Source organism: Candidatus Symbiopectobacterium sp. NZEC127 (assembly GCF_025962675.1).
GTDB lineage: Bacteria > Pseudomonadota > Gammaproteobacteria > Enterobacterales > Enterobacteriaceae > Symbiopectobacterium.
In genome coordinates, this window is record NZ_JAGFPG010000001.1 from 2,146,641 (window position 1) to 2,170,295 (window position 23,655).

The following is a 23,655-nucleotide window of genomic DNA, read 5'->3' on the forward strand; positions in this document are numbered from 1 at the left end:
ACGATGACCAAACCCCCTTTCATCCTGACCATTGCCGGTGGCGGCAGCACCTATACGCCCGGCATCGTGAAAAGCCTGATGGTACGCCTGGCCGATTTCCCGCTGGCTGAAATCCGCTTGTACGACATCGACAGTCAACGTCAGGACACCATCGCGCCGGTGGTCGAAAAGGTGATTCGCGATCACAGCGACAGTATTCGTTTCTGCGTCACCACCGATCCGGAAGTGGCCTTTTCCGGCGCGCATTTTGTGTTTGCACAGATGCGCGTTGGACAATACAAAATGCGCGAGCAGGATGAGAAGATCCCGCTGCGTCACGGCGTGGTTGGGCAGGAAACCTGCGGCCCCGGTGGATTGGCCTACGGCCTGCGTACCATCCTGCCGATGGTGGAACTGATCGATCTGGTTGAACGCTTTGCACATAAAGACGCCTGGATTGTTAACTACTCCAATCCGGCGGCCATTGTCGCGGAAGGGATCCGTCGCCTGCGCCCTGATGCCCGGGTACTCAATATCTGCGATATGCCAGTGGCAGCGATGCGCAATATCGCCGCCGTGCTGGGCGTAAAACGCGAAGAGATTACCGTCGATTACTTCGGTCTGAATCACTTTGGCTGGTTTACCCGCGTGCTGGTCGAAGGGGAAGATCGTTTACCGCAGCTGCGTGAGCACATCGCCCGTTATGGTCTGCTGACGGCCAATGCCGCGGACACCGATCCGCAGCATGCCGATCCGTCCTGGGTGAAAACCTGGCGCAATATCAAACCGGTAATGGATCATTTCCCGGAGTTCGTGCCGAATCCCTATTTGCAGTACTACCTGATGCCTAACGATATCGTCGCGCATCAGGACCCCAACTACACCCGCGCCAATGAAGTGATGGATGGGCGTGAGAAGAAGCTGTTTGCCGCCGCCGCCACCTACAAACAAACCGGGATTTTGCCGGACGCGTTCCACGTTGGCGTGCACGGTGCGTTTATTGTCGACGTTGCCTGCTCGCTGGCGTTCGACCTGCGCCAGCGCCATCTGGTGATCGTTGAGAACAAAGGGGCGATTGCCAATCTGCCCTATGACGCGATGGTGGAAGTGCCCGCGTATATCACGGCTAACGGACCGGAGCCGGTTCGTATGGGCAATGTGCCGACGTTCCACCGCGCGCTGCTGGAACAGCAGTTGGCCTCCGAGCAATTACTGGTGGAAGCGACCCTTGAAGGCAGCTACGAGAAAGCGTTACAAGCGTTTACACTTAATCGCACCGTGCCCACTATGCAGCATGCCAAAGCAATCCTCGATGAGATGATCGCAGCAAACCGGGAATATTGGCCGCAGTTGAAACAGGCCTACCGTGACGGCGTGGCGGTCAACGCAGGCAAATCCGAATAGCTGCTTGTCGGAAAAGGAAAAATGGCTGACAATATTTACCACTGTTTCACTCAGGGCGGCATGCACTGCCCGTGCGTGGGGTTTATATGTCAGCTTCCTCTTCCCGTTTGTTTGTTTCTGCCGACTGGCTCGCGGAGCATCTGGCTTCCGATGACATCACACTGATCGATGCGCGCATGTTACCCCCGGGTGAAACCAGCCGGGATATCCATGCTGAATACCGCGCGGGGCATCTGCCCGGCGCGGTTTTTTTTGATATTGAAGCCCTGTCCGATCCCAACACGTCGTTACCCCATATGATGCCCAGCGCAGAAGCGTTCGCCAACGCGATGAGTGAATTGGGCATCAGCGATCAGCAGCCGCTGGTGATTTACGATGAGGGTAATCTGTTTTCCGCCCCACGAGCCTGGTGGATGCTAACCCACTTCGGCGCTCGCCAGGTGGTGATTCTTTCCGGCGGACTGGCGGAGTGGAAAGCGCAGGGTTATCCCATCGAGCAGGGAGAGGTGCATCCCGCGCACGCGCATTTTAATGCAGTGTTGACCCAAGGAGCAATCCGCTCTCGGGAACAGGTATTGGCGATCAGTCGCGATGGCTCGGCGCAAATCGTCGATGCGCGCCCCGCCCCGCGTTTTCGCGGGGAAGTGGATGAACCGCGCCCCGGTCTGCATCGCGGCCATATTCCCGGCAGCCTGAACGTACCCTGGGGCGATCTGGTGACACAGGGTACCCTGAAACCCAGCCCAGAGCTGGCGACGATCCTGCACAAAGCGGGCATGGATTTCAGCCGACCGATTGTTGCCAGTTGTGGCTCCGGCGTTACCGCCGTGGTGGTGATCCTGGCGCTTGCGCAGTTGGGCGTGTCCGATGTCACGCTGTATGACGGTGCCTGGAGCGAATGGGGCGGCCGTGATGACACCCCTATCGCGTTAGGCTGATTGCCACGCAGGAGCAGCACCATGGATAGCCGGTTGACTTCACTGGTTCACCACGGCCGAGACTTGACGCGCGCGGAACACCGCGTGCTGGTGTTTATCGCCGAGCATGCATCGCTGGTCGGCAAAATCACTGTGCGTGAACTGGCGCAGCAAACCTATGTCTCGACGGCAACCATCATGCGCCTGTGCCAAAAAATGGGGTTCAGCGGCTACAGCGAATTTATCTATCACTGTAAGCAATTGCTCGCAGACGTGCCGCGTTCGTTTCCGGCAAACCCCACGTCCGTTACCAGCGACGGTATCCCCGAAGCCTATCGCCATTTTGTCGCCAATTACGAAAAAACCTTTACCTACGTAACGCCTGCGCTGATGGACGCCTTCTGCCATATTCTGCGTCACGAGAGCCATTTTTTTCTTTACGGTGCCGGGTTCTCTCACCTGTTCACCGAGTATTTCGCCAAAAAGCTGCAAATACTGGGTAAAGATGCGTTTGTTTCCGGTCTCGGGGACAGCAAAGGGATTTTTCTCAGCAACGCGCCCAAATACCGCATCTTTATCGCTATCTCGCGCAGCGGTGAAACCGAGCAGGTGATTGAAAAAGCGCAGATCGCCCGAAACATCGGCATGACTGTGGTCGCCTTCACCCGTGCGTCGTTTAATCCGCTAGCCAACGTGGCGGATTTACACTTTCGCTTGCATGATGATGCCATTCATTTTGCGGCCGAAGCGGGAGAGATTAGCTCGTTCGAGTCTAATTTGGTGTTGCTGATTGATTTACTACTGCTGCGGGCGACCACGGGCAACCCGGCCTAGATGGCATCCCCTCGGCAGGGGATGCACAAGGTCAGTTACGCGTTGCCTGTCTGTTTGAACTCGCGCAGGAAGCTGCCCCACTTACGCTCATAAAACGGCGTGGCGTGGTGCAGAAAATAGTGGCTGACGCCGCCCTTTTCTTCCTTATCGACGATACAAATATCCACCGGCTGATCGCCGACCACCGTATCGCTGGCAACGGTGCCCACCGCCTGGACCACCGCATCTACCTCATCCATATCGACCAGTTCCAGACCGATCAGCAGATTCGGTTGCGCTTCACCTTCCTGGATCTGTACCACCCACGCGCGACGTACCGGCCGGTGTTTGGCAAGCAGTTGCGTCAGTGAATCGATCATTTGATCCGGCGACGGTTCCGGCAGACTGAGATGCACTTCTACTGGCTCATCTACCACACGGCTTTGCACAAAGCCATTGCCCTCTCCCGCCAGCATGTGTTCCACCTCCTGCGGCAGGAACTCTTTGCCATAGGGGAGTTTAGGATTAAGGAACAACGTCTGCCCCTGCGTTAATTCAAACAGTGAGCGGGCTGGCAGCGCCAGAAAAGCGGCTTCCGTTGAGATAGCCATCTGCAAGGCATCCAGCGACGAGAAAAATGGGATAGCGGTGCTGCCATCGGGTTTTTCCCAGTGCTGAATCTCAACCTGGCTGCCCACAGGCAGGGTACTGGCGCCCTGTTCACTGGCGTCATCGCTGTTGCCGATGATATAGACGGTGGCGTCCATCAGTTCGGTGAAGAACTCAGGCCGATGGGCGGGCTCAGTCGCCGCCTTCATCAGCACCTCTTCCAGCTTGTTTTGCGGTGTAAATGTCATACTGTTGTTATCACTCAAGCCTTATTCACTCAATGCTGGTCTTCGCTCAGCAGCAGATTGGCCAGCGTACGTACGCCCAAGCCGGTCGCGCCGGTCGCCCATTGATCCACCGCCCCTTTACGGTAGGTGGCGGAGCAGTCGATATGCAGCCACCCTTTCTGATAGGACGAGACAAAGTGCGACAAGAACGCCGCCGCCGTGCTGGCACCCGCGCTATGCGCCGCACCTGCAACGTTATTCAGCTCGGCAAAACTGGACGGCAGTTGTGAACGGTGAAACTCTTCCAGCGGCAAGCGCCAGAACGGTTCGTTTTCCTGTTTTGCACTGGCGAGCAGGCGTTCAGCAAAGGCATCATCAAAGCTGAACAGCGCGTGATAGTCGTTACCCAACGCCGTTTTGGCCGCACCGGTCAGCGTGGCACAGTCGATAATCCACTGTGGCGCTTGCGCACTGGCATCGATCAGGCCATCTGCCAGCACCAGACGCCCTTCCGCGTCGGTGTTCATCACTTCAACGGTTTTACCGTTGCGGTAGCGCAAAATGTCGCCGAGACGGAAAGCGTTGCCGCTCACCATATTGTCAGCGCAGCACAGATAGAGTTTAACGCGACGGGTTAACCCTTGAGCAATCGCCAGCGCCAGCGCACCGGTAACCAGCGCCGCACCGCCCATATCGGATTTCATCGAATCCATGAAGCCACTCGGCTTCAGGCTGTAGCCGCCGCTGTCAAAGGTGATGCCCTTGCCCACCAGACAAGCAAACACCGGCGCATCCGGGCTGCCCGTCGGGTTAAAATCCAACGCCAGCAACACCGGCTGGCGTTCAGAGCCGCGCCCTACCGTATGCAGCCCGATATAGTTTTGATCGCGCAGATCTTCAGCCTTGGTGATGCGATAGTTGACCGCATTGCCGCCCACATCGTGCAGCAAATCCACCGCACGCGTTGCCAGTTGTTCTGGCCCGAGATCTTCGGCGGGCAGGTTAATGGTGTCGCGTACCCAATCGACAACTTTCAGGCGCAGATCCAGCGCTTTGCGCTGCGCCTCTTCCAACGGTGCCCATTCGACAGTACGCTTGCCTTTTGGTGCGCGGTAGCCTTGCCAGAACGCCCAGCTGGTTTCCAGATCCCAGCCTTCGCCCACCAGTTTGACGTGTTTGATGCCTTGCCCGTCAATCTTGCGCGCCGCACGCTGAATGATGCCCAGCGCTGCCGCTTCGGGCAGATGAATGGTGAATCCCTGTTCGTTCGCGCTCAATGACGCTTTTTCTCCCCAACGTGCATCGGCAGGCTGGGTGGAGAGTGAAATCTGCATAGCTTCGCTTGTCATATCAGCTCCGTGGATATTATTTTCAACAGCAGCCTATACCCGTCATGTTTCAATTCGAATTATTCAGGGTGAGGGGGCTGAAAAAAAGGGCCGCCCGTCAGGCAGCCCCGAATCATCATTCTGCTTCGTCTAACCACACCAGCAGTATTGCTTCCAGGATTTTTTCATTGGAAGCGTCCGGCGCGTCATCAAAATCGTCCAGTTCGCAAATCCAGCGATGCAGGTCGGTAAAACGCACGGTTTTCGGATCCGTGTCAGGAAACGCGTCATACAGCGCTTCACCAATGGCACGGCTGTCAGTCCATTTCAATCCCATGTTCTGCTCCTGTTAATGCTCGCGGGCATGGTTAATGGTGTAACGCGGGATCTCAACCACCAGATCGTCGCCCGCGACACGCGCCTGACAGCCCAGACGACTTTCGGGCTCCAGCCCCCAGGCTTTATCCAGCATGTCATCTTCATCTTCTGTGCTTTCCGCGAGAGAATCAAACCCTTCGCGCACAATGCAATGACAGGTGGTGCACGCACAGGACTTCTCGCAGGCGTGTTCGACTTCAATACCATTGCGCAGGGCGACGTCCAGAATCGTCTCGCCCACTTTGGCTTCCAATACCGCGCCTTCAGGACACAAATCCTGATGCGGCAAAAAAACTATCTTAGGCATGCTCACACCTCGTCCACAGAGTGTCCTGCCAGCGCCCGACGAATGGAAGCATCCATACGACGTGCAGCGAACCCCTGGGTTTGTTGATCTACTGTTTTTATTGCGGCTTCAATCAGCGCAACGTCATCACCGGCACTCACCTGTTGCAGTGCCGACACCGCCTGAACGATAGCCGCCTGTTCTTCACGACTCAGCAAGTCCGCATCGGCGGCCAGCGCGCTTTGCACACTTTCCAGCACCCGAGCAGCTTCGACTTTCTGTTCCGCCAGCATGCGCGCAGCGACATCACCCTGCGCATTCTGCATCGAATCGGTGATCATCGCGGCAATCTCATCATCGCTCAACCCATATGACGGTTTGACCTGAATCGCGGCTTCCACACCCGTGGATTTCTCCATTGCCGTGACGCTCAGCAAGCCATCGGCATCCACCTGGAAGGTAACGCGAATATGCGCGCCGCCCGCGGGCATGGGCGGAATGCCGCGCAGCGAGAATCGCGCCAACGAGCGACAATCCTGCACCAGCTCACGCTCACCTTGCAGCACATGGATCATCATGGCAGTCTGACCGTCTTTAAACGTGGTGAACTCCTGTGCGCGCGCCACCGGGATGGTGGTGTTACGCGGAATCACCTTCTCGACCAGGCTCCCCATGGTTTCCAGACCGAGCGACAGCGGAATCACATCCAGCAGCAGCATCTCGCTGTCTGGCTTGTTTCCCACCAAGATATCTGCCTGAATGGCCGCGCCCAGCGCCACCACTTTATCCGGATCGATGGCGGTCAACGGCGTGCGGCCAAAGAAATCACCGACGCGGGTGCGCACTAATGGCACGCGGGTCGAGCCCCCCACCATCACCACTTCCTGCACTTCATCCGCCTGAACGCCCGCGTCTTTCAGTGCCCGACGGCAGGAAAGCAGCGTGCGTTTCACCAATGGCTCGATAAGCGCATCAAACTGTTCGCGGCTCAGTTCACTCTGCCAGTTGCCAACCTGCACCGTCACCGACGGTGCGGCGCTAAGCGCAACCTTGGCATGCAAGGCCGTTTCAATCAATTCACGCTGCACCCGTGCATCAGACCGATCGTTGACGCCTGCCTGCTCACGCAACCATTCCACCAACAGGTGATCGAAATCGTCGCCGCCGAGCGCCGAATCACCGCCGGTCGCCAGCACTTCAAACACCCCGCGGCTTAAACGCAGAATGGAGATATCAAAGGTACCGCCGCCCAGATCGTAGACGGCAATCACCCCTTCCTTGCCCGAATCCAGCCCGTAGGCGATAGCTGCCGCCGTTGGCTCATTGAGCAAACGCAGCACGTGCAGCCCGGCCAGACGCGCCGCATCTTTGGTGCCTTGACGCTGAGCGTCGTCGAAATAGGCAGGAACGGTGATCACCACGCCATCCGGCACGCCTTCCAGCGCCGCTTCAGCACGCGCCGCCAGCGCCGACAAAATATCAGCAGAAACCTGAATCGGGTTTTTATTACCTGCCGCCGTTTGCAGCACCGGTAAGCCGTTGTCGCTGGCCTGAAAATGGTACGGCAAATGGGGATAGCGTTGTTGAATATCGGCCAGAGAACGGCCCATCAGTCGTTTAACGGAACTGACGGTGTTGGCGGGATCGTTCACCGCCTGCGCCTGCGCCGCCCAACCGACATCAATGCTTTCTGCGCCATAGCGCACCACCGACGGCAGCAGTTCGCGCCCTTCGGCATCTGCCAGCGGCTGTGCTTCACCGCTGCGCACCGTTGCCACCAGCGAATTGGTGGTACCGAGATCAATACCCACGGCAAGACGGCGCTGATGTGGTGCTGCGCTGAGGCCGGGTTCACTAATTTGTAATAGGGCCATATTGAGCTTCCATCAATTGGCTGTCAGCGCCACCGTTGCGCCGACGAAATAAAAAGACGTTATTCGATTATGTGCATCACTGCGCAGATTAGCGATCCAGCAGTTGTTCTTCGAGTTGTTCCACCTGCTGTTGCAGCTTATCCAAAAAGCGGAGTTTACGCACCGTATCTGCGGCCGCAGACCACGCTGCCTGCGCCAGCTCAGACTGCATCTGCGTCGTGCGCTGCCGTGTCATGGCCGTTAACTGGTCAGCAAAATCAGCCAGCGCGGCGTCGGGATCGGCCTGATGCGAAATCGCATCCAACCGTTCGCGCAGTTCCAGTTGCTCCATCAGAAAGGCGGTATCGCGCATCGTATGTTGCTCGTTACCCAGATCAAAACCGTGCAACGATAACATATATTCTGCGCGTTTCAGCGGATGTTTCAGCGACTGGTAAGCATCATTAACCGTCGCCGCCTGCTGTACGGCCAGCAGACGCTCGCGCTCGGGGTGCGTGGCAAAACGATCGGGATGGAACTGGCGTTGCAGTTCCTGATAACGAGAAAGGAGCAGGCTGCCATCCACATCGTAGTGAACCGGCAGCCCGAACAACGTAAAGTAATCCATAGTGCGCTCGGACAGTGTGGCGCTAACGGGTAGCCGCCCTGCGCCAATGCGTCACGAGCATGCCCCCCGCTAACACGGGCAAAACGAATCAGACCGTAAAGCTTTCGCCGCAGCCGCATTCGCCGTTAACGTTGGGGTTATTGAACTTGAAGCCTTCGTTCAACCCTTCTTTGACGAAATCCAACTGCGTGCCGTCGAGATAAACCAGGCTCTTGCCATCGATGATGACTTTTACCCCTTTATCTTCAAACACCACATCGTCGTCATTAAGGTCGTCAACAAACTCAAGCACATAAGCCATACCTGAGCAACCCGACGTCCGCACGCCCAGACGCAGGCCAACGCCTTTGCCTCGATTTACCATAAAAGCGCTGACACGTTGTGCTGCGCTATCGCTAAGAGAAATAGACATACACCAACCTCGGTATCGTTAGCACGCCTACTGCCCAACGCATACACGCCGGGCAGTCGGTTCGCCGACCCATTATTTCGCTGTGCGTTTGCTTTTGTAATCTGCGATCGCTGCTTTGATCGCATCTTCCGCCAGAATAGAACAGTGAATTTTCACCGGTGGCAGTTCCAGCTCCTCGGCGATCTGGGTGTTCTTGATCGCCTCGGCTTCGTCCAGAGACTTGCCTTTCACCCACTCAGTGATCAGCGAACTTGAAGCAATGGCGGAGCCACAACCGTAGGTTTTGAAACGTGCGTCTTCGATAATGCCGTTGTCGCTGACTTTGATCTGTAATTTCATTACGTCGCCACACGCCGGTGCGCCCACCATGCCGCTGCCAATCGAAGGATCGGCGTTGTCAAAGGAGCCGACGTTGCGCGGATTTTCGTAATGATCAATAACTTTTTCGCTGTATGCCATGATTAACGTTCTCCGTGCTGCGAATTAATGATGAGCCCATTCGATGGTGGTCAGATCCACGCCCTGCTTGAACATCTCCCACAGCGGAGACAGGTCACGCAGACGTCCGATGGATTTCTGTACCAGATCGATGGTGTAGTCGATCTCTTCCTCGGTGGTGAAGCGGCCGAGAGAGAAGCGGATCGAGCTGTGCGCCAATTCATCATTCATGCCCAGCGCACGCAGCACATAGGATGGCTCCAGGCTCGCAGAGGTACAGGCAGAACCGGAGGAGACAGCCAGGTCTTTCAGCGCCATGATCAGGGATTCACCCTCAACATAGTTAAAGCTGACATTGAGGATATTCGGCGCGCCCTGCTCCAGGTCGCCGTTGAGGTACACCTCTTCAATATCCTTGATACCGTTCCACAAGCGATGGCGCAGCGCGCTCAGGCGAGCCATTTCCGCCACCATCTCTTCTTTGGCAATACGGTACGCTTCACCCATGCCGACGATCTGGTGCACCGGCAAGGTGCCGGAACGCATACCGCGTTCGTGACCGCCGCCGTGCATCTGCGCTTCAATACGGATACGGGGTTTACGACGCACATACAGCGCGCCAATGCCTTTCGGACCATAGATTTTATGACCGGAGAAAGACATTAAATCGACTTTGGTCTTACTGAGATCGATAGGCAGTTTGCCCACGCTCTGCGTCGCATCAACGTGGAATACGATACCACGGCTACGGCACATCTCGCCGATAGCGGCAATATCCTGTACCACACCGATTTCGTTGTTCACGTGCATGATGGAAACCACAATGGTGTCTTCACGCATTGCCGCTTCGAGTTCATGCAGATCGATAATGCCGTTGCGCTGCGGCGCGAGGTAAGTGACCTCGAAGCCTTCACGCTCCAACTGACGGCAGGTATCCAGCACGGCCTTGTGTTCGGTCTTGCTGGTAATGATGTGCTTGCCTTTCTTCTGATAGAAGTTAGCGGCACCTTTGATAGCCAGGTTGTCGGCTTCGGTCGCGCCGGACGTGAACACAATTTCACGCGGATCGGCACCCACCAGATCGGCAATTTGGTTACGCGCGATATCCACTGCCTCTTCCGCCTGCCAACCAAAGCGGTGAGAGCGGGAAGCCGGGTTGCCAAACGTACCGTCCAGGGTCAAAAACTGCATCATTTTTTCAGCCACGCGCGGGTCAACCGGCGTCGTGGCTGAATAGTCTAGATAAATGGGTAACTTCATTGCTCATAAACTCCGTACATCACTTCAAAACGTACAATGCGTTTTGATTTTATTATTCCTGCGAGGATGAACTATCAGGCGCGCAGATTGACATTAATGGTTTCTTGAAAACGTCCGTTAGCGGTGCGGCGCGTGTCGGCATCTTGGCGATCCGCCACGTCCAGCACTTCCTGATTATTCACCAGTTCGTCCAGCGTGATATTGTTCAAGAAATCGGTGATACGGTCGCTGAGATCGCGCCACAGCGTGTGCGTCAGGCAGCGATCGCCACCCTGGCAGCCTTCACGCCCCTGACAACGGGTCGCATCGACGGACTCGTCGACGGCAGAGATCACGGCACCAACGGCGATTTCATTGGCGTTTTTGCCTAGCAGGTAACCACCGCCCGGCCCACGGACGCTGGAAACCAGCCCGTTTTTGCGCAAGCGAGAGAACAGTTGCTCGAGATAGGACAGCGATATTCCCTGTCGCTCGGAAATATCCGCCAAAGGAACCGGCCCTTCTTTGGAGTGCAGCGCCACATCAAGCATGGCGGTAACGGCATAACGGCCTTTTGATGTCAGTCTCATAATAGTGGTACCTGTAGATAAAACAGCTTATTATCGAACACGGTTATTATAACATGCACTGTAAATGCATGTACTTACATAGCACCCTTCGAGTCTGACATTCCCGAGTGTTTTAGTCAACTATTTAACCGAGTAATTCACTCAAGTATTTACGCTATGCTTTTCTAGTCCTGACCGTCATGCCGGTTTTTTTGTACCGAGCTCAAAATGCCGCGCAGAATGGCCAACTCCTGCTCTTCCGGGCGCGCACGGGTGAATAAGCGACGCAGCTTGTGCATCACCTGCCCCTGATGGGCCTTACGAATAAAACCGGTGTAGTGCAGCGTTTCTTCCAGATGGGTATAGAAACGTTCCAGATCGTCAACCAGCGGGTAAGGTTCTTCTGCGATCTGGGGTGCCCCCTGCGCCAGCAAATCCAGATGCGCAACGCGAACTTCATAAGCGATCAGCTGTACTGCCATCGCCAGATTCAACGAGCTGTACTCGGGATTGGCGGGAATACAGACGTGATAGTGGCATTTTTGCAGTTCGTCGTTGGTCAACCCCACGCGTTCACGGCCAAACACCAGCGCCACCGGTGCGTGCTGCGCTTCGTGCGCACTGCGCACGCCGCACTCGCGCGGTTCGAGCATCGGCCAGGGCAGCGAACGGGAACGCGCGCTGGTACCCACCACCAGGTTACACCCGACCAACGCCTCATCCAGCGTATTGACCAGCGTAGCGTTTCCAATAATATCGCTGGCACCTGCGGCCAGTGCGATCGCCTGTGAATCCGGTTTGATCAGTGGGTTCACCAGATAGAGGTTCTTTAACCCCATGGTTTTCATCGCTCTGGCGGTGGACCCCATGTTGCCCGTGTGCGAGGTTTCCACCAGAACGATACGAATATTCTCTAACATGTTGACTCGGCAGTAAGAAAGAAGAAAAAGAGTGAAAAACAGGATTAGTGTATCACAGACTTCGCTATTTTCTCTTTCCCCTGCTATACTGCGCCTCGCTTTCTGTTCTTTAACATCCTAGTGGACGATACCATGCATCCGATGCTTAACATCGCTGTGCGCGCTGCGCGCAAGGGCGGTAATTTAATTGCCAAGAATTATGAAACCCCCGACGCCGTTGAAGCGAGCCAAAAAGGCAGCAACGATTTTGTCACCAACGTTGACCGCGACGCCGAACGCCTGATTATTGAGGTGATCCGCAAATCCTACCCCCAGCACACTATTATTGGTGAAGAGTGCGGCGAAATAGTCGGTGAAGACGATGCAGTGCAATGGATTATCGATCCGCTGGATGGCACCACCAACTTCGTAAAACGTCTCCCCCATTTTGCTGTTTCCATTGCGGTGCGCATTAAAGGCCGCACTGAAGTCGCTGTGGTTTACGATCCGATGCGCAATGAACTGTTTACCGCCACGCGCGGTCAGGGCGCACAGTTGAACGGCTATCGTCTGCGCAGCGGCAACGCGCGCGATCTGGAAGGCACGATTCTGGCAACCGGCTTTCCTTTCAAACTGAAACAGCACGCTACCCCATACATCAATATGGTGTCAGCCCTGTTTACCACCTGTGCCGACTTCCGTCGTACCGGTTCTGCCGCGCTGGATCTGGCCTATGTGGCAGCAGGCCGCGTAGACGGTTTCTTCGAGATTGGCCTGAAACCCTGGGATTTCGCCGGTGGCGAACTGATCGTGCGTGAAGCGGGCGGTATCGTGACTGACTTCGTTGGCGGCCATAATTACCTCTCTTCTGGTAACCTGGTGGCGGGCAATCCGCGCGTGGTGAAATCCATTCTGTCCACCATTCGTGAACAACTTAGCGAAGCCCTGAAACGCTAAGGCTGTCTTTTGTCCCGTTCGCCGTCGGTGGCCGGGACAACATCTGATATTTTTCCTTACATTGCGTTCCTGTTAAGTTTTGGCGTATGGTAATACGATAATGATTATCAAATGCATTACATCTGTCTGATTTGTATTAGGAGAGGCTTAATTCATCAGGGCAGATGGTAACGGGACGACACCATGTTTAAAAAATCCATCAACTCGCTGTTCTTCACGGCACTCCTTACTACACCACTTTTCAGCCACGCCACGCAGTATCCCTTAACCATCACTGATATGGCGGGCAATACCGTCACGCTGCAACACGAGCCGAAGCATCTGGTGCTGCAAGACGGGCGCGATATTATGGCGCTGGCACTGCTGGATCGCGACGATCCGTTCCAGCGGTTGGTGGCGTGGAACAACCTGCCGAAAAAGCAGGATACCGCTACCTGGAATCTGTTGAAGGGCAAATGGCCGGACGCAGAAAACATCCTTGATATGGGCTTTGGCGACAAAGGTGATATCGAGCTGGAAAGCGTGCTGGTGAAAAAACCGGATTTGATGGTAGCGCAGCTGCGTGCCAAGGCGTCGCTGGAAGGCAATGGCGTGGTGAACAAGCTGAATGAACTGCACATTCCGCTGCTGTTTGTCGATTATGAAATCGATCCGGCCAAGAACACCGCAGACAGCATCGACCTGCTCGGCAAGGTGCTTAACCGCGAAGAGAATGCCAAAGCCTATACCGATTTCTACCGTCAGCACGCCACCGACATCCAGCAAAAAACCGCAGCCATTACCCCCAAACCGCGCGTGTTTATCGAACCTATCGCGGGCAACAGCGATGCCTGCTGCTTTAGCCATAAAGATAACGGCTGGGGCGGTTTGCTAAGAGCGGTTGGGGTGACCAACATCGCCGCCGATCTGCTGCCGGGTGCCACCGGTTTTATCTCACTGGAAAAAGTGATTGCGGAAAAACCGGATGCCTACATCATGACCGGTTCCAAACGCGGCAACAGCGCCAACAAAATTCTGTCGTTCGGCTATGGCGCCACCGCTGAGGATATTCAGGCCAAAGCCGATGTGCTGTTAAGCCGTCCGGGTATCGATCAGGTCCCCGCTATCAAGGCCGGTCAGGTTTACGGGGTGTATCACCACTTCTATAACCATCCGTATAACATTGTCGGCATGGAATATCTGGCGAAAATTGCCTATCCGCAAGCCCTGGCAACGTTAAATCCGGATCAAACCTACCACGATATCGTGCGTCGCTTTACCACGCTTCCGGACACGCCGTTTATTTTCAGTCAAAAGTTGGCCAAGTAGTCGATGAGTACAACCACTGACATCAGCCGCCAAAAGGCGGCTGAATCGGATATCCTCCGTCACTATCAAGATATTCTGCGCCACCGGTTGCTGATCATGCTGCTGCTGGTCGTCGCCATTGTTGCCTCCCTGCTGCTGGATTTCACCATGGGGCCGTCTGGGCTTTCGCTCGACGTGCTGTGGCAAACCCTGACCAACCCGGCACAGGCCGATGCCGGCACGCGCGTGATCGTGTGGGATATCCGCCTGCCCTATGCGCTGATGGCGCTGATCGTCGGGCTGGCCTTAGGGCTGGCAGGCGCAGAGATGCAGACCATCCTGAATAACCCGTTAGCCAGCCCGTTTACCCTGGGCGTCTCCTCGGCCGCCGCCTTCGGTGCTGCCTTGGCGATTGTGTTGGGGATTGGTATCCCCGGTATTCCGGCCCAGTGGTTTATCTCCGCCAACGCCTTTCTCTTTGCGCTGATGGCCGCACTGCTGCTCGATGGCATTACCCGCTGGACCAACGTTGCGACGTCCGGCGTGGTGCTGTTCGGCATCGCGCTGGTGTTCACCTTCAATGCGCTGGTCTCCATGCTGCAATTCATTGCCAATGAAGATACCTTGCAAGGGCTGGTGTTCTGGACCATGGGCAGCCTGGCTCGCGCCTCATGGGAAAAGCTGGGCGTACTGCTGTTGGCACTGGCGGTATTGATGCCGCTGTCGTTTATGAGTTCATGGAAGCTGACCGCCCTGCGCCTTGGAGAAGATCGCGCCACCAGTTTTGGCATCAACGTGCGCCGTTTGCGTCTGACGACGCTGTTGCGCATCAGTATTCTCTCCGCGCTGTCGGTGGCATTCGTCGGCCCGATCGGTTTTATTGGCTTGGTCGCGCCGCACATTGCCCGCATGGTCTTCGGCGAAGATCACCGCTTCTATCTGCCCGCCAGCGCGCTGATTGGTGCGTTGGTGTTGTCGCTGGCGTCGGTAGCGTCTAAAAACCTGATCCCCGGCGTGATTATTCCGGTTGGGATCGTGACATCGCTGGTTGGGGTGCCTTTCTTCCTGAGTATTATTCTGCGCCACCGGGGGAATGTATGAACCAGACGCTGTCTCACGCCGGTTTGCGCATCTCCCGTTTCGAGGCTGGTTACCCGAAACGACAAATCATTCACAACCTCAATGTGCCGCTGCTGCCGCGCGGTAAAATCACGGTACTGCTCGGCCCGAACGGCAGCGGCAAATCAACGCTGCTGCGCGCACTGGCCGGACTGGGCAATGCCCAGGGTGAGCTGCATCTGGACGATACCGAACTGATGCAGTTGCCGTTCGCCAAGCGCGCGGAACAGGTGGTTTACCTGCCACAATCTCTGCCTGCGGGCGTGCATCTGCACGTGCTGGAATCGATCATCGTGGCGCAGCGAGCTTCCGGCGGTTTGAACTCGCGCGAGAAAGAGAATGAGGTGTTGACGCTGCTGCGCCAGCTCGGCATTGAACATCTGGCGATGAGCTATCTGGACCAGCTGTCCGGCGGCCAAAAACAGCTGGTGGGGCTGGCGCAATCGCTGATTCGCCAACCTTCCCTGCTGTTGCTGGATGAACCGTTAAGCGCACTGGATCTCAACTACCAGTTTCACGTGATGGATTTGGTGCGTAAAGAGACGCGCAAGCGCAATATCGTTACGCTGGTGGTGGTGCACGACATCAATATCGCCCTGCGCCATGGCGACCATGTGCTGATGCTGAAAAACGGTGAACTGATTGCCGATGGCGCACCCGCCGAGGTGATCAGCGCTGACAGTTTGGCACAGGTGTACGGCGTACGCGGACGCATTGAGCGCTGTTCGCAGGGTATACCGCAGGTGATGATCGATGGGTTGGTGTCTGAACCGACGATTTGATTACTGACGATCCCATCTTAAAACGGTCATTACCGTCCACCTCCGTCATTACTGCTCCTACACTGCTCCTACTCCGTCATTCCCGCGCAAGCGGGAATCTCTCGCAGAAGAAACGCGTTTCTTCTCACAGAGATCCCCGGCTTTCGCCGAGGATGACGAAGGGGAAAATGACTTTGCCATAAGCCTAACAGGCTATTTCTGCTGCGGCGGCAGTGTTACCCAATATCCCGGTTGATACGGCAGCGGCAAGAATTTCTCATGGAAGGTTCTGAATGTCGCATCCGGATCGATATCCTTAAACAGATCCGGATGCAGCCATTTCGCCATCGCCTGAATCGCGACAAACTGATACGGGCTATCATAGAACTGGTGCCAGATGGCGTGCGCCTTGCCGTTGGTCGCCACCGGCAAGGTTTTGAACGCAGAACGTTGCATCAGCGCAGCCAGACGTTTAGTGGCTTCCGCCGTATCCGCCCCCGGTCCCACGCCCACCCACTTGTTCGCCGTGTTGTAGTTCTTCCAGTTAGCCCCCGTGACAATCACCACATCGGGGCGAGCGCTGATGATAAATTCTGGGTTCAAGGTGCCAAAGGTGCCGGGGATCGCCGTTTTGGCGATATTGCTCCCGCCAGCGACTTCCACCATTTTGCCAAAGTTTTCATCACCAAAGGACATGCAGCACTCGTCATCATAGCCGCCAGCGCGGTCGATCATGACTTTCGGACGCGGCCCCTGATAGTTTTTCAGGCGATCTTCCACCATGGCGATCTGCTCACGGCGGAACTGAACGATCTCCTCGGCACGCTGCGGCTTGTTCAGTAGTTGCCCCATGATACGGATGCTCTTTTCCGCATTCTCAAACGGCTTCTCGCGGAAATCAATAAACACTACCGGAATACCCAACTGATCCAGCTTTTCAATCAGTTTGCCTTCATCCGTTGCCGCTTTCGATTCCAGGTTCATCAGCACCAAATCGGGTTTGAGCGTTAACGCCTGCTCAACGTTAAAGGTGCCGTCTTTCGCGCCGCCAAACGTTGGCAACGCGGTGATGCTCGGGAACTGTTTTTCATAGGCCTTGTAGCCATCAAAATCCGCTTTGGGCAGATCGTCGCGCCAGCCGACCACGCGTTTAAACGGGGCCTCGGTGTCAAAGGCCGCCAGCAGGTAGATCTGCCGTCCTTCGCCCAAAATGATGCGTTTGGCTTCAGCCGCAATTTCAACTTTACGACCACTGACATCTTCAATAACGATCGGGGCAGCATACGATAGGCAGGTAACACTCCATAGCGCGATGGCGGCTATCCAATGTAGCGTTTTCTTCATTTTTATCCCTGATTTTTATATGGATAATGAGACTCATTATCATCTTTGAAATGATATGCTGCGCGCCAGAGCAGACGCAATGGCTTTTTGACATCAGGCACGTTCAGAGAGAAAAATCAGAAAGGCGTGTCAGGAGAACGGGCGGATACCACCGGTGATGGCAGGCTGCGCCGTGAGGTAAAGCAGAACGCCCATGCCAAACAGCACCATGCCACCCGTCAGCGCCAGCGTGCTCCAGGCGGTCTGTTGCCACAGCGCAGGCGCGCGTGAGCGCCCCATACGTTCAATCACTCGGCGGCAAAAGAACACCAGCAGCGCCAACGCCGAGAGGGTAATGGCCGTGCCCAGCGCCATAGCGAGCGCGGAAGCCACGCCCCAGGCAAACACGCCGATCACTTTGGAGAACAGCAGCACCAGAATGGCCCCCGAGCAGGGACGCAACCCCATGGCACACACAATCGCCAATCGGGTACGCCAGCCATCACCGCGTTGCAATTCTTCCTGGGAAGGAAGATGGCGATGACCGCAACCGCATACGCCATCATCAGTCACTGGCAAGGAAGGCGCTAACGGTAACGGTCGCGCCTGTGCGGTGAACACCTGCATACGCCGAATGTGTGGCCTGCTGGCATGCCGGGCATGGGTAACCGCCGCCCACAGGCGTTTGAGGGCCCGCCCGCTGAGCCACAATCCCAATAGCGCCACCAGCATAAAACTGGCCTTTTCCATCCAAAAACTGCTGGCGTGCAGCGCCCGGCTGGAGAGTTGCAGAACCCCCAACGTGACGCTCACCAGCGCAATCGCCATCATGCCTTGTAGCAGCGATGATGCCAGCGTCAGTTTCAGACTGCTTTTAAGCTGTGCCGGATGGGTGGCAAGATAGGTGGTAATCACCACTTTACCGTGCCCCGGCCCCACCGCGTGCAAGATGCCGTAGACCAGACTGAACGCCAGCAGGCTCAGCCCCGCCTGATGCGGCTGTTCTTGCACCGCCTCGAGCAGCGCTGACATCTGCTGATGCATCACCTTCTGCCAGGCAACGCTTTGCAGCAGAATATCCGGCCAGTAACGCAGCGCTACCTGAAAGCCTACCGCCAGCAGCAATAAAAAAGCCGCTAACGGCCACAGGCCAAGGCACAGTCTCACGATGCGGTTGCGTTTTCGTTTTTCAAACACAGTCAATGGCATTCCAGCGTAATTCGTTGTGCAAACTGTTTGCCCAGCGCCAGATCCTCATCGGGGGCATCGGCTTTATCCAGCGACAGCGCATAAGAGCGTAAATCTGCGCTGGGTTTCGGGGTAAACAGCGCTGTTTTACAGTGTTCCGCCAGCGCGGGCGCAAGGCGGACAGCGTTTTTATCCTGATAGGACATATCGACAAAATAGGTCGGGTCATAGGTAGAAATCTGTAGCGGCGCGCCTTTCAAAGCCTGCGGGTGCGCCAGCGGCAACACAAATTCCAGCACCGCTTTGTTGCCCTGGCGCGACAAATGATATTCGGTCGGCATCGGTTGAAACTTCACCGCCGCGTTATCCCGGTAGATCTCGGTGAAATAATGCTGGCCCAACACGTTTGCCATCACTTCAGCCGCCAGCTTTTTCCAGATTTCTGAGTCACTTTTCGCCTTGCCCGCATCGTAAAGCAGGTCTGCCGAGGTAATCGGATCCATCGTCCAATGCATACGCAACCCGGTAATGGTGTCGTTCTCACCTTCAACCGTGGTTTGGATATCGATAAAACTGTGGGGATGCGCCCACACCGCAGGCGAGGCAAGCGACAGCAGCGAGAACAACACGCCCCGACGCCACCCTAACCGAGCACCACCGCGACCGAAAGTGTTATAAAGTAACATAATGTATCGTCTCTTGACGCAGATAATGGCACCCAGATTTTCCGGGTGACAGACTGATGACAAAATCACTTTACCTCGTCATCCTCGGTTTCCCTCTCGTCATCCTCGGCGAAAGCCGGGGATCTCTGCCAGAAGAAACGCATTTCACCTGCAAGAGATTCCCGCCTGCGCGGGAATGACGGGGAGAGTTGAACGTGATACCCGGTTTTATGAGCGTTGAACCGGGGTAGCGGGTCGCAAAAACAGCGCGGGAACCACCAGCGCCGCCATTACCCAGAATGTACCGTTCTGGAGATGTTCAAACAAAAAGCCCGACACCACCGTCATCACCGCGATACTGCCGCCCATAGCCAGTGCCGAGTAGACGGCCTGCAAACGCAGCACGTCGCCACCGCCACGCGCAGAGATAAAGCGCATCGCGGCCAGATGGCACAGGGTAAAAGTACCGCAGTGCAATATCTGTATCACAATCAGCCAGGGCAGCGCTACGGTGGCCCCCATCAGGCTCCAGCGTACCATGCCCGCCAACGCCGACAGCAGCAGCAGATCGCGGGCGCTGAAACGCCCGAACCAGCGCTTGCTGAACATAAACACCACCACCTCAGCCACCACCCCCAGCGACCACAGATAGCCAATCACCGCTGGCGAATAGCCCGCATCCTGCCAATAGATAACGCTAAAACTGTAATAGGCCGCGTGCGCCCCTTGCAGCAGCGCCACACACAGCAGAAAGCGCCACACGCCCGATTCACGCAGTAATTGCGGCCAGGGGGTTACGGGCGCGGTATGTTCGCCGCCCGCGCTGGCCTGTGGCATCACAGAAGGTCGCAGCAACATGCCCAACAGCATACAAACCAACCCGGCGGTCAGCGTTGCCAGGATTGCCGTGTGTCCCCAGGCGGCCACCAATTCACCGGTTACCGCGGAGCCAATCACAAAGGCTATCGATCCCCAGACGCGCACTTTGCCATAATCCATGGCGATCTGGCGTTGCCAGGTGGCGGCCAGCCCATCGTTGAGCGGCACCAGCGGCGAAAAGAACAGATTAAAACCGACAATCACTAGCAGCAGCCACGCCCAGGCATTTCCCAACCAGAAACCCAGCGCAAGGATCAGTGACAGCAGCGCCAAAAGACGTATCGCATTAATAAGATGAGCGGGATTTTTTACACAAGGCGTAATGAAGAGACTACCCATACAGCGCGCCACCAGTCCGGCACCGAGCAGTAAACCGATGTTTTCCGCGCTAAGACCTTCCCCTTTTAGCCACCCGCTCCAGAACGGCAGGAAAATACCGTAGCAAAAAAAGTAGGTGAAATAACTGAGCGCCAGCCAGTAGGTGGATTGCAAAACCATCGTCTCTCCTTGTAAGCCATGCAGCACCTGGTGCCGCCACTCGGCCACAGACCATCATTGCGCCCCAAAAAAGGCGTCTTAGCCTAACAGGTAAGGCGGAGGCTTCCCAGCGCGGGCTCGCAAAATTCAGTTTATCAGGCGCGGAGCAAAGACCGTTGCGCCGGATCCTCACAGGGGACGCGCATCTGTAACAACGCAGACCACAGCGCGGGCCAATCGCCCTCATGATCCACGTCGTGCACTTCACGCACATCGGCACAGCGCCCGACGGCAGCAACAAAAAAGTGAGCGATAACCGAAGGGACAATGCGATCGCTATCGCCGCTGAAATGCAGTTGCGGCACAGCGGCAACCTTGCTCGCGACATCAGCCGGGTTGAGCGATTCGGGCATGGTGGCGACACGGTGTAAGCGATTAACGGCGACGTGGTCGAGATTGCCCGCCACCGTGCGCAGCAGGGCAATGTCGTTACGCCGCGCCGCAATCAACACCGCAATAGCGCCGCCGCCAGAATACCCGGTCAACACCACCGGTTGCCCCGGTGTCTGGCGCAAATAGTGCGAAATAGCCGCATCCATCGACGCAACAACGTCGGGTGCAAAGCGTTTGCCTGTCCAGTATTCAGGCTGACAGACTGAAGCGTGCTCGGCGGCGGTAAATTGGCAGGGGCGCGCCAGATAAACCACATTGGCCGCCGTATCCTCCGCCGCCAATGCCAGCCCCATCGCTCGTCGCGGCGTGGGATCGTGCGCTACCCGGTAGCGATCGCGCCAGGCGCGACCATCGCCCTCGATGTACACATGCAAAGGCCTGTCGACACGCGTAATGCGCACGTAGGTGGTTAAGTGAAAGGGAGCGACCCACAGCGTGCCATGTTGCAAATCACCGCGCAGCGCCAACTGATCGGCATGAGCGCGCGGATCGGAGTGGCATCCCGTCAAACTGGTGGTCAGTATCCACAGCAGCATGCTGAATGGCACAAGTAGTGGCGCAAAGCACGCACGGATCAGCATGGCGTCTGCCGAGGCCACTGAGCCAGTTGCTGGGCCATTGCCTGCACCACGGGAGTCCACTGCCCGTGCTGCGGTTGACGAAACAGCGTGACGGAGGGATACCAGGGCGAGTCATCACGTCCCAGCAGCCAGCGCCACTCCGGCTCGTAAGGCAGCATCACCCAGGCGGGTCGACCCAACGCACCGGCCAGATGCACCGGGGAAGAGTCCACCGAAATCAGCAGATCGATGACGCACAGGATCGCCGCCGTGTCGTCAAAATCAGTGATGTCATCACTCAACGATAACAGATTGATACCAGCAGGCGGTTCCTCGGCTTGTAACGCGGCAGTGCCTTTTTGCAGAGCAAGAAAACTGACGCCGGGCTGTGCCAGCGGCGCAAGATCGTTCAGGGTCATGGAGCGATTTTTATCATTGTTGTGTTCGGGTCGCCCTGCCCACACCAGCCCCACCAACGGGCGCGGTAAATGCGCCAGACGCTGTTGCCAGACCTCAACACGCTGGGGATCGGCAAACAGATAAGGAACAGAGCCGGGCAAATCCGTCAGTTGCAGGCCCAACGCCATCGGCAGGCTCATCAGTTCACAGTGATAATCAAAGGGTGGCGGTAAGTTCCCACGCACCACAATCTCATCCCAACCTGCACAGCGGCGTGCCAGTGCCAGACAGTCGTTGTTCACTTGTAAAATGATGCGCGCACCGCTGCGCTCGCGGGCCGCTTGCACCAGACGTAAAAACTGAAAGGTGTCGCCGAAGCCCTGTTCGTCGTGAATCAGCAAACATTTTCCGGTAAGCAACTGCCCTTCCCAGCGCGGTTTTTGCACATGGCGACACACTTTGGCCGTGTGTTCCATCTGGTAGCGAAAGCGGTATTCGCGCCAGCCGCGGGTAAAATCGCCGGTCACCAACAGCAGTGAAGCCAGATCGAAACGGGCCGTCATCTCACCGGGCCGGACCCGCACCAGCATGGTCATAATGCGCAACGCGGGTTCCATTTTTAACTGCGCGCGCAGCGCCCGCGCCAGCAGATGCCACAGCGTCGGCGGCCCGTTGCCGTTCGCCAGCGTTTGCGTCAGCAAGGCTTCCACCTCGGCATGGCGGCCTTCGGCAGAAAGGTCGAGCACTTGCTGATGACAAGCAGCAATCACCTCGGCGGACAGCGCCGTGCCGGACGTCGCGCCCTGCGCGTCAACCCTGTCCGGTGCAAAGGCGCGTAATGCGTCCAGCCAGCGGCTAGCCTCTTCCGGCCGTTGGCGTACTCTCGCCAGATCGGCAAGGTTAAGATAGGCTTCTGCGCAGCGTGGCTCGAGGGCTATCGCCTGCTCAGCCAACTCGGTAGCGCGATCTAGATGACCGAGTTCGCGTAACAGCGACGATTGATTGATACATGCCTGAACAAACTGAGGGTCGTGTATCAGCGCCTGCTGATAGTGATGTAATGCTTGCTGGCTCTGGCCTAAACGGCGCAGCGTGTTCGCCAGATTACTGTGGGCGTGTGGACTGACGGGGCGAGCAGCCAGCACCTTGCGCAGACAAGTTTCGCTGAAAGGCAGATCGCCACACTCTTGCGCGATGATACCAAGGTTATTCCACGCATCCATCAGGTGCGGATCGGCAGCAACCGCCTTGCGCGCCGACTGCTCGGCCTCCTTTAGCCGCCCCTTTTGACGATACATCTCCGCCAGATTGCTATGAAACAGCGCAGGGGCTTGCGGCGAGCGGGTCGCCGTCTCCAAATAGGTCACCGCACGTTCTTGTAAACCATAGGCATGGGCCATAACACCGAGTAAATGCATGGCGCCGGGCTGTTGAGGGGCTACACGTAAAATGCGCAGACAGAGTTGCTCTGCCTGCGCCGCCTGACCAGCCCGCCAGTGTGCATACGCGCGCCGCAAGGCCGTTTCCACGGTTAACGGTGCCGCCACTGGGTGAGTCGGATTGAGCACAAAAATCTCCCTGATGCCAGCACATGAACTGAAACAATGC

24 protein-coding genes are annotated in these 23,655 nt (G+C 56.6%); 7 read left to right on the plus strand and 17 right to left on the minus strand.

Annotated elements, in window-relative coordinates:
• The first annotated feature begins 3 nt into the window (after nt 1-3).
• From J5069_RS09850 to J5069_RS09860, 3 genes are all read left to right on the plus strand, one after another.
• Nucleotides 4-1,383, plus strand: coding sequence for a 6-phospho-alpha-glucosidase (locus J5069_RS09850; protein ID WP_264643631.1), 1,380 nt, complete (start codon nt 4-6; stop codon nt 1,381-1,383).
• Nucleotides 1,384-1,469: 86 nt separating this feature from the next.
• Entirely contained in the window at nt 1,470-2,321 is an 852-nt protein-coding gene (sseA, locus tag J5069_RS09855) for a 3-mercaptopyruvate sulfurtransferase (protein ID WP_264643632.1), read from the plus strand.
• A 21-nt stretch (nt 2,322-2,342) separates the two neighbouring features.
• Entirely contained in the window at nt 2,343-3,134 is a 792-nt protein-coding gene (locus J5069_RS09860; protein ID WP_264643633.1) for a MurR/RpiR family transcriptional regulator, read from the plus strand.
• A 35-nt stretch (nt 3,135-3,169) separates the two neighbouring features.
• Here J5069_RS09860 and sseB read toward each other — a convergent pair whose 3' ends face one another.
• From sseB to trmJ, 11 genes are all read right to left on the minus strand, one after another.
• Entirely contained in the window at nt 3,170-3,970 is an 801-nt protein-coding gene (sseB, locus tag J5069_RS09865) for an enhanced serine sensitivity protein SseB (protein ID WP_264643634.1), read from the minus strand.
• A 29-nt stretch (nt 3,971-3,999) separates the two neighbouring features.
• Nucleotides 4,000-5,298: an aminopeptidase PepB gene (gene pepB, locus J5069_RS09870; protein ID WP_264643635.1), complete on the minus strand. Its 1,299-nt coding sequence runs from the start codon at nt 5,296-5,298 to the stop codon at nt 4,000-4,002.
• A 115-nt stretch (nt 5,299-5,413) separates the two neighbouring features.
• Nucleotides 5,414-5,614 (minus strand): Fe-S cluster assembly protein IscX, encoded by a 201-nt coding sequence (gene iscX / locus J5069_RS09875; protein WP_264643636.1) that lies wholly within the window; start codon nt 5,612-5,614, stop codon nt 5,414-5,416.
• A gap of 12 nt (nt 5,615-5,626) precedes the next feature.
• Entirely contained in the window at nt 5,627-5,962 is a 336-nt protein-coding gene (gene fdx / locus J5069_RS09880; RefSeq protein ID WP_264643637.1) for an ISC system 2Fe-2S type ferredoxin, read from the minus strand.
• Between the two features lie 2 nt (nt 5,963-5,964).
• Nucleotides 5,965-7,815 (minus strand): Fe-S protein assembly chaperone HscA, encoded by a 1,851-nt coding sequence (gene hscA / locus J5069_RS09885; protein ID WP_264643638.1) that lies wholly within the window; start codon nt 7,813-7,815, stop codon nt 5,965-5,967.
• An 88-nt stretch (nt 7,816-7,903) separates the two neighbouring features.
• A complete protein-coding gene (hscB, locus tag J5069_RS09890) occupies nt 7,904-8,422 on the minus strand; it encodes a co-chaperone HscB (RefSeq protein ID WP_264643639.1) in 519 nt (172 codons plus the stop codon).
• Nucleotides 8,423-8,510: 88 nt separating this feature from the next.
• Nucleotides 8,511-8,834 (minus strand): iron-sulfur cluster assembly protein IscA, encoded by a 324-nt coding sequence (iscA, locus tag J5069_RS09895; protein WP_264643640.1) that lies wholly within the window; start codon nt 8,832-8,834, stop codon nt 8,511-8,513.
• 72 nt (nt 8,835-8,906) lie between these two features.
• Nucleotides 8,907-9,293 (minus strand): Fe-S cluster assembly scaffold IscU, encoded by a 387-nt coding sequence (gene iscU / locus J5069_RS09900; protein ID WP_195315164.1) that lies wholly within the window; start codon nt 9,291-9,293, stop codon nt 8,907-8,909.
• A gap of 24 nt (nt 9,294-9,317) precedes the next feature.
• Nucleotides 9,318-10,532 carry an IscS subfamily cysteine desulfurase gene (locus J5069_RS09905; RefSeq protein ID WP_264643641.1) on the minus strand — a complete coding sequence of 405 codons (1,215 nt, stop codon included), beginning with the start codon at nt 10,530-10,532 and terminating at the stop codon, nt 9,318-9,320.
• Between the two features lie 74 nt (nt 10,533-10,606).
• Nucleotides 10,607-11,101 (minus strand): Fe-S cluster assembly transcriptional regulator IscR, encoded by a 495-nt coding sequence (gene iscR, locus J5069_RS09910; protein WP_222157767.1) that lies wholly within the window; start codon nt 11,099-11,101, stop codon nt 10,607-10,609.
• 164 nt (nt 11,102-11,265) lie between these two features.
• The gene (gene trmJ / locus J5069_RS09915; RefSeq protein ID WP_264643642.1) at nt 11,266-12,000 is read right to left on the minus strand and encodes a tRNA (cytosine(32)/uridine(32)-2'-O)-methyltransferase TrmJ; all 735 of its coding nucleotides are present in this window, start codon (nt 11,998-12,000) and stop codon (nt 11,266-11,268) included.
• A 132-nt stretch (nt 12,001-12,132) separates the two neighbouring features.
• On the opposite strand from trmJ, the gene suhB reads away from it, so the two are divergent.
• The 4 genes from suhB to J5069_RS09935 all read left to right on the plus strand — a co-directional run bounded on the left by suhB (nt 12,133) and on the right by J5069_RS09935 (nt 16,124).
• The gene (suhB, locus tag J5069_RS09920) at nt 12,133-12,936 is read left to right on the plus strand and encodes an inositol-1-monophosphatase (protein WP_264643643.1); all 804 of its coding nucleotides are present in this window, start codon (nt 12,133-12,135) and stop codon (nt 12,934-12,936) included.
• A gap of 183 nt (nt 12,937-13,119) precedes the next feature.
• Nucleotides 13,120-14,244 carry an ABC transporter substrate-binding protein gene (locus J5069_RS09925; protein WP_264643644.1) on the plus strand — a complete coding sequence of 375 codons (1,125 nt, stop codon included), beginning with the start codon at nt 13,120-13,122 and terminating at the stop codon, nt 14,242-14,244.
• 3 nt (nt 14,245-14,247) lie between these two features.
• Complete coding sequence (locus J5069_RS09930; protein ID WP_264643645.1) at nt 14,248-15,324, plus strand: FecCD family ABC transporter permease; 1,077 nt, start codon at nt 14,248-14,250, stop codon at nt 15,322-15,324.
• On the plus strand, nt 15,321-16,124 hold the full coding sequence (locus J5069_RS09935; protein WP_264643646.1) for an ABC transporter ATP-binding protein: 804 nt from the start codon (nt 15,321-15,323) through the stop codon (nt 16,122-16,124). The genes J5069_RS09930 and J5069_RS09935 overlap by 4 nt, the downstream gene beginning before the upstream one ends.
• A 192-nt stretch (nt 16,125-16,316) precedes the next feature.
• On the opposite strand, the gene J5069_RS09940 is transcribed toward J5069_RS09935, so the two are convergent.
• The 6 genes from J5069_RS09940 to J5069_RS09965 all read right to left on the minus strand — a co-directional run bounded on the left by J5069_RS09940 (nt 16,317) and on the right by J5069_RS09965 (nt 23,615).
• A complete protein-coding gene (locus J5069_RS09940) occupies nt 16,317-17,447 on the minus strand; it encodes an ABC transporter substrate-binding protein (RefSeq protein ID WP_264643647.1) in 1,131 nt (376 codons plus the stop codon).
• 129 nt (nt 17,448-17,576) lie between these two features.
• Nucleotides 17,577-18,635, minus strand: a complete 1,059-nt coding sequence (locus J5069_RS09945) for a nickel/cobalt transporter (protein WP_264643648.1) — start codon at nt 18,633-18,635, stop codon at nt 17,577-17,579.
• Nucleotides 18,626-19,300 carry a DUF1007 family protein gene (locus tag J5069_RS09950; protein WP_264643649.1) on the minus strand — a complete coding sequence of 225 codons (675 nt, stop codon included), beginning with the start codon at nt 19,298-19,300 and terminating at the stop codon, nt 18,626-18,628. The genes J5069_RS09945 and J5069_RS09950 overlap by 10 nt, the downstream gene beginning before the upstream one ends.
• Before the next feature lie 207 nt (nt 19,301-19,507).
• Nucleotides 19,508-20,656 (minus strand): 3-phenylpropionate MFS transporter, encoded by a 1,149-nt coding sequence (locus tag J5069_RS09955; RefSeq protein WP_264643650.1) that lies wholly within the window; start codon nt 20,654-20,656, stop codon nt 19,508-19,510.
• A gap of 134 nt (nt 20,657-20,790) precedes the next feature.
• Nucleotides 20,791-21,669 (minus strand): alpha/beta hydrolase, encoded by an 879-nt coding sequence (locus tag J5069_RS09960; RefSeq protein ID WP_264643651.1) that lies wholly within the window; start codon nt 21,667-21,669, stop codon nt 20,791-20,793.
• Nucleotides 21,663-23,615, minus strand: coding sequence for a tetratricopeptide repeat protein (locus J5069_RS09965; RefSeq protein ID WP_264643652.1), 1,953 nt, complete (start codon nt 23,613-23,615; stop codon nt 21,663-21,665). Before J5069_RS09965 ends, J5069_RS09960 begins: the two co-directional genes overlap by 7 nt.
• Between the last annotated feature and the right edge of the window lie 40 nt (nt 23,616-23,655).

Bases quoted from the DNA above. Each gene is read 5' to 3' on its own strand.
- J5069_RS09960 (WP_264643651.1), bottom strand. From the start codon at position 21,669: ATGCTGATCCGTGCGTGCTTTGCGCCACTACTTGTGCCATTCAGCATG.
- J5069_RS09945 (WP_264643648.1), bottom strand. From the start codon at position 18,635: ATGCCATTGACTGTGTTTGAAAAACGAAAACGCAACCGCATCGTGAGA.
- sseA (WP_264643632.1), top strand. From the start codon at position 1,470: ATGTCAGCTTCCTCTTCCCGTTTGTTTGTTTCTGCCGACTGGCTCGCG.
- J5069_RS09905 (WP_264643641.1), bottom strand. From the start codon at position 10,532: ATGAAGTTACCCATTTATCTAGACTATTCAGCCACGACGCCGGTTGAC.
- iscU (WP_195315164.1), bottom strand. From the start codon at position 9,293: ATGGCATACAGCGAAAAAGTTATTGATCATTACGAAAATCCGCGCAAC.
- iscX (WP_264643636.1), bottom strand. From the start codon at position 5,614: ATGGGATTGAAATGGACTGACAGCCGTGCCATTGGTGAAGCGCTGTAT.
- J5069_RS09860 (WP_264643633.1), top strand. From the start codon at position 2,343: ATGGATAGCCGGTTGACTTCACTGGTTCACCACGGCCGAGACTTGACG.
- suhB (WP_264643643.1), top strand. From the start codon at position 12,133: ATGCATCCGATGCTTAACATCGCTGTGCGCGCTGCGCGCAAGGGCGGT.
- J5069_RS09850 (WP_264643631.1), top strand. From the start codon at position 4: ATGACCAAACCCCCTTTCATCCTGACCATTGCCGGTGGCGGCAGCACC.
- J5069_RS09925 (WP_264643644.1), top strand. From the start codon at position 13,120: ATGTTTAAAAAATCCATCAACTCGCTGTTCTTCACGGCACTCCTTACT.
- fdx (WP_264643637.1), bottom strand. From the start codon at position 5,962: ATGCCTAAGATAGTTTTTTTGCCGCATCAGGATTTGTGTCCTGAAGGC.
- J5069_RS09950 (WP_264643649.1), bottom strand. From the start codon at position 19,300: ATGTTACTTTATAACACTTTCGGTCGCGGTGGTGCTCGGTTAGGGTGG.
- hscA (WP_264643638.1), bottom strand. From the start codon at position 7,815: ATGGCCCTATTACAAATTAGTGAACCCGGCCTCAGCGCAGCACCACAT.
- hscB (WP_264643639.1), bottom strand. From the start codon at position 8,422: ATGGATTACTTTACGTTGTTCGGGCTGCCGGTTCACTACGATGTGGAT.
- J5069_RS09930 (WP_264643645.1), top strand. From the start codon at position 14,248: ATGAGTACAACCACTGACATCAGCCGCCAAAAGGCGGCTGAATCGGAT.
- trmJ (WP_264643642.1), bottom strand. From the start codon at position 12,000: ATGTTAGAGAATATTCGTATCGTTCTGGTGGAAACCTCGCACACGGGC.
- pepB (WP_264643635.1), bottom strand. From the start codon at position 5,298: ATGACAAGCGAAGCTATGCAGATTTCACTCTCCACCCAGCCTGCCGAT.
- J5069_RS09955 (WP_264643650.1), bottom strand. From the start codon at position 20,656: ATGGTTTTGCAATCCACCTACTGGCTGGCGCTCAGTTATTTCACCTAC.
- sseB (WP_264643634.1), bottom strand. From the start codon at position 3,970: ATGACATTTACACCGCAAAACAAGCTGGAAGAGGTGCTGATGAAGGCG.
- J5069_RS09940 (WP_264643647.1), bottom strand. From the start codon at position 17,447: ATGAAGAAAACGCTACATTGGATAGCCGCCATCGCGCTATGGAGTGTT.
- iscR (WP_222157767.1), bottom strand. From the start codon at position 11,101: ATGAGACTGACATCAAAAGGCCGTTATGCCGTTACCGCCATGCTTGAT.
- iscA (WP_264643640.1), bottom strand. From the start codon at position 8,834: ATGTCTATTTCTCTTAGCGATAGCGCAGCACAACGTGTCAGCGCTTTT.
- J5069_RS09935 (WP_264643646.1), top strand. From the start codon at position 15,321: ATGAACCAGACGCTGTCTCACGCCGGTTTGCGCATCTCCCGTTTCGAG.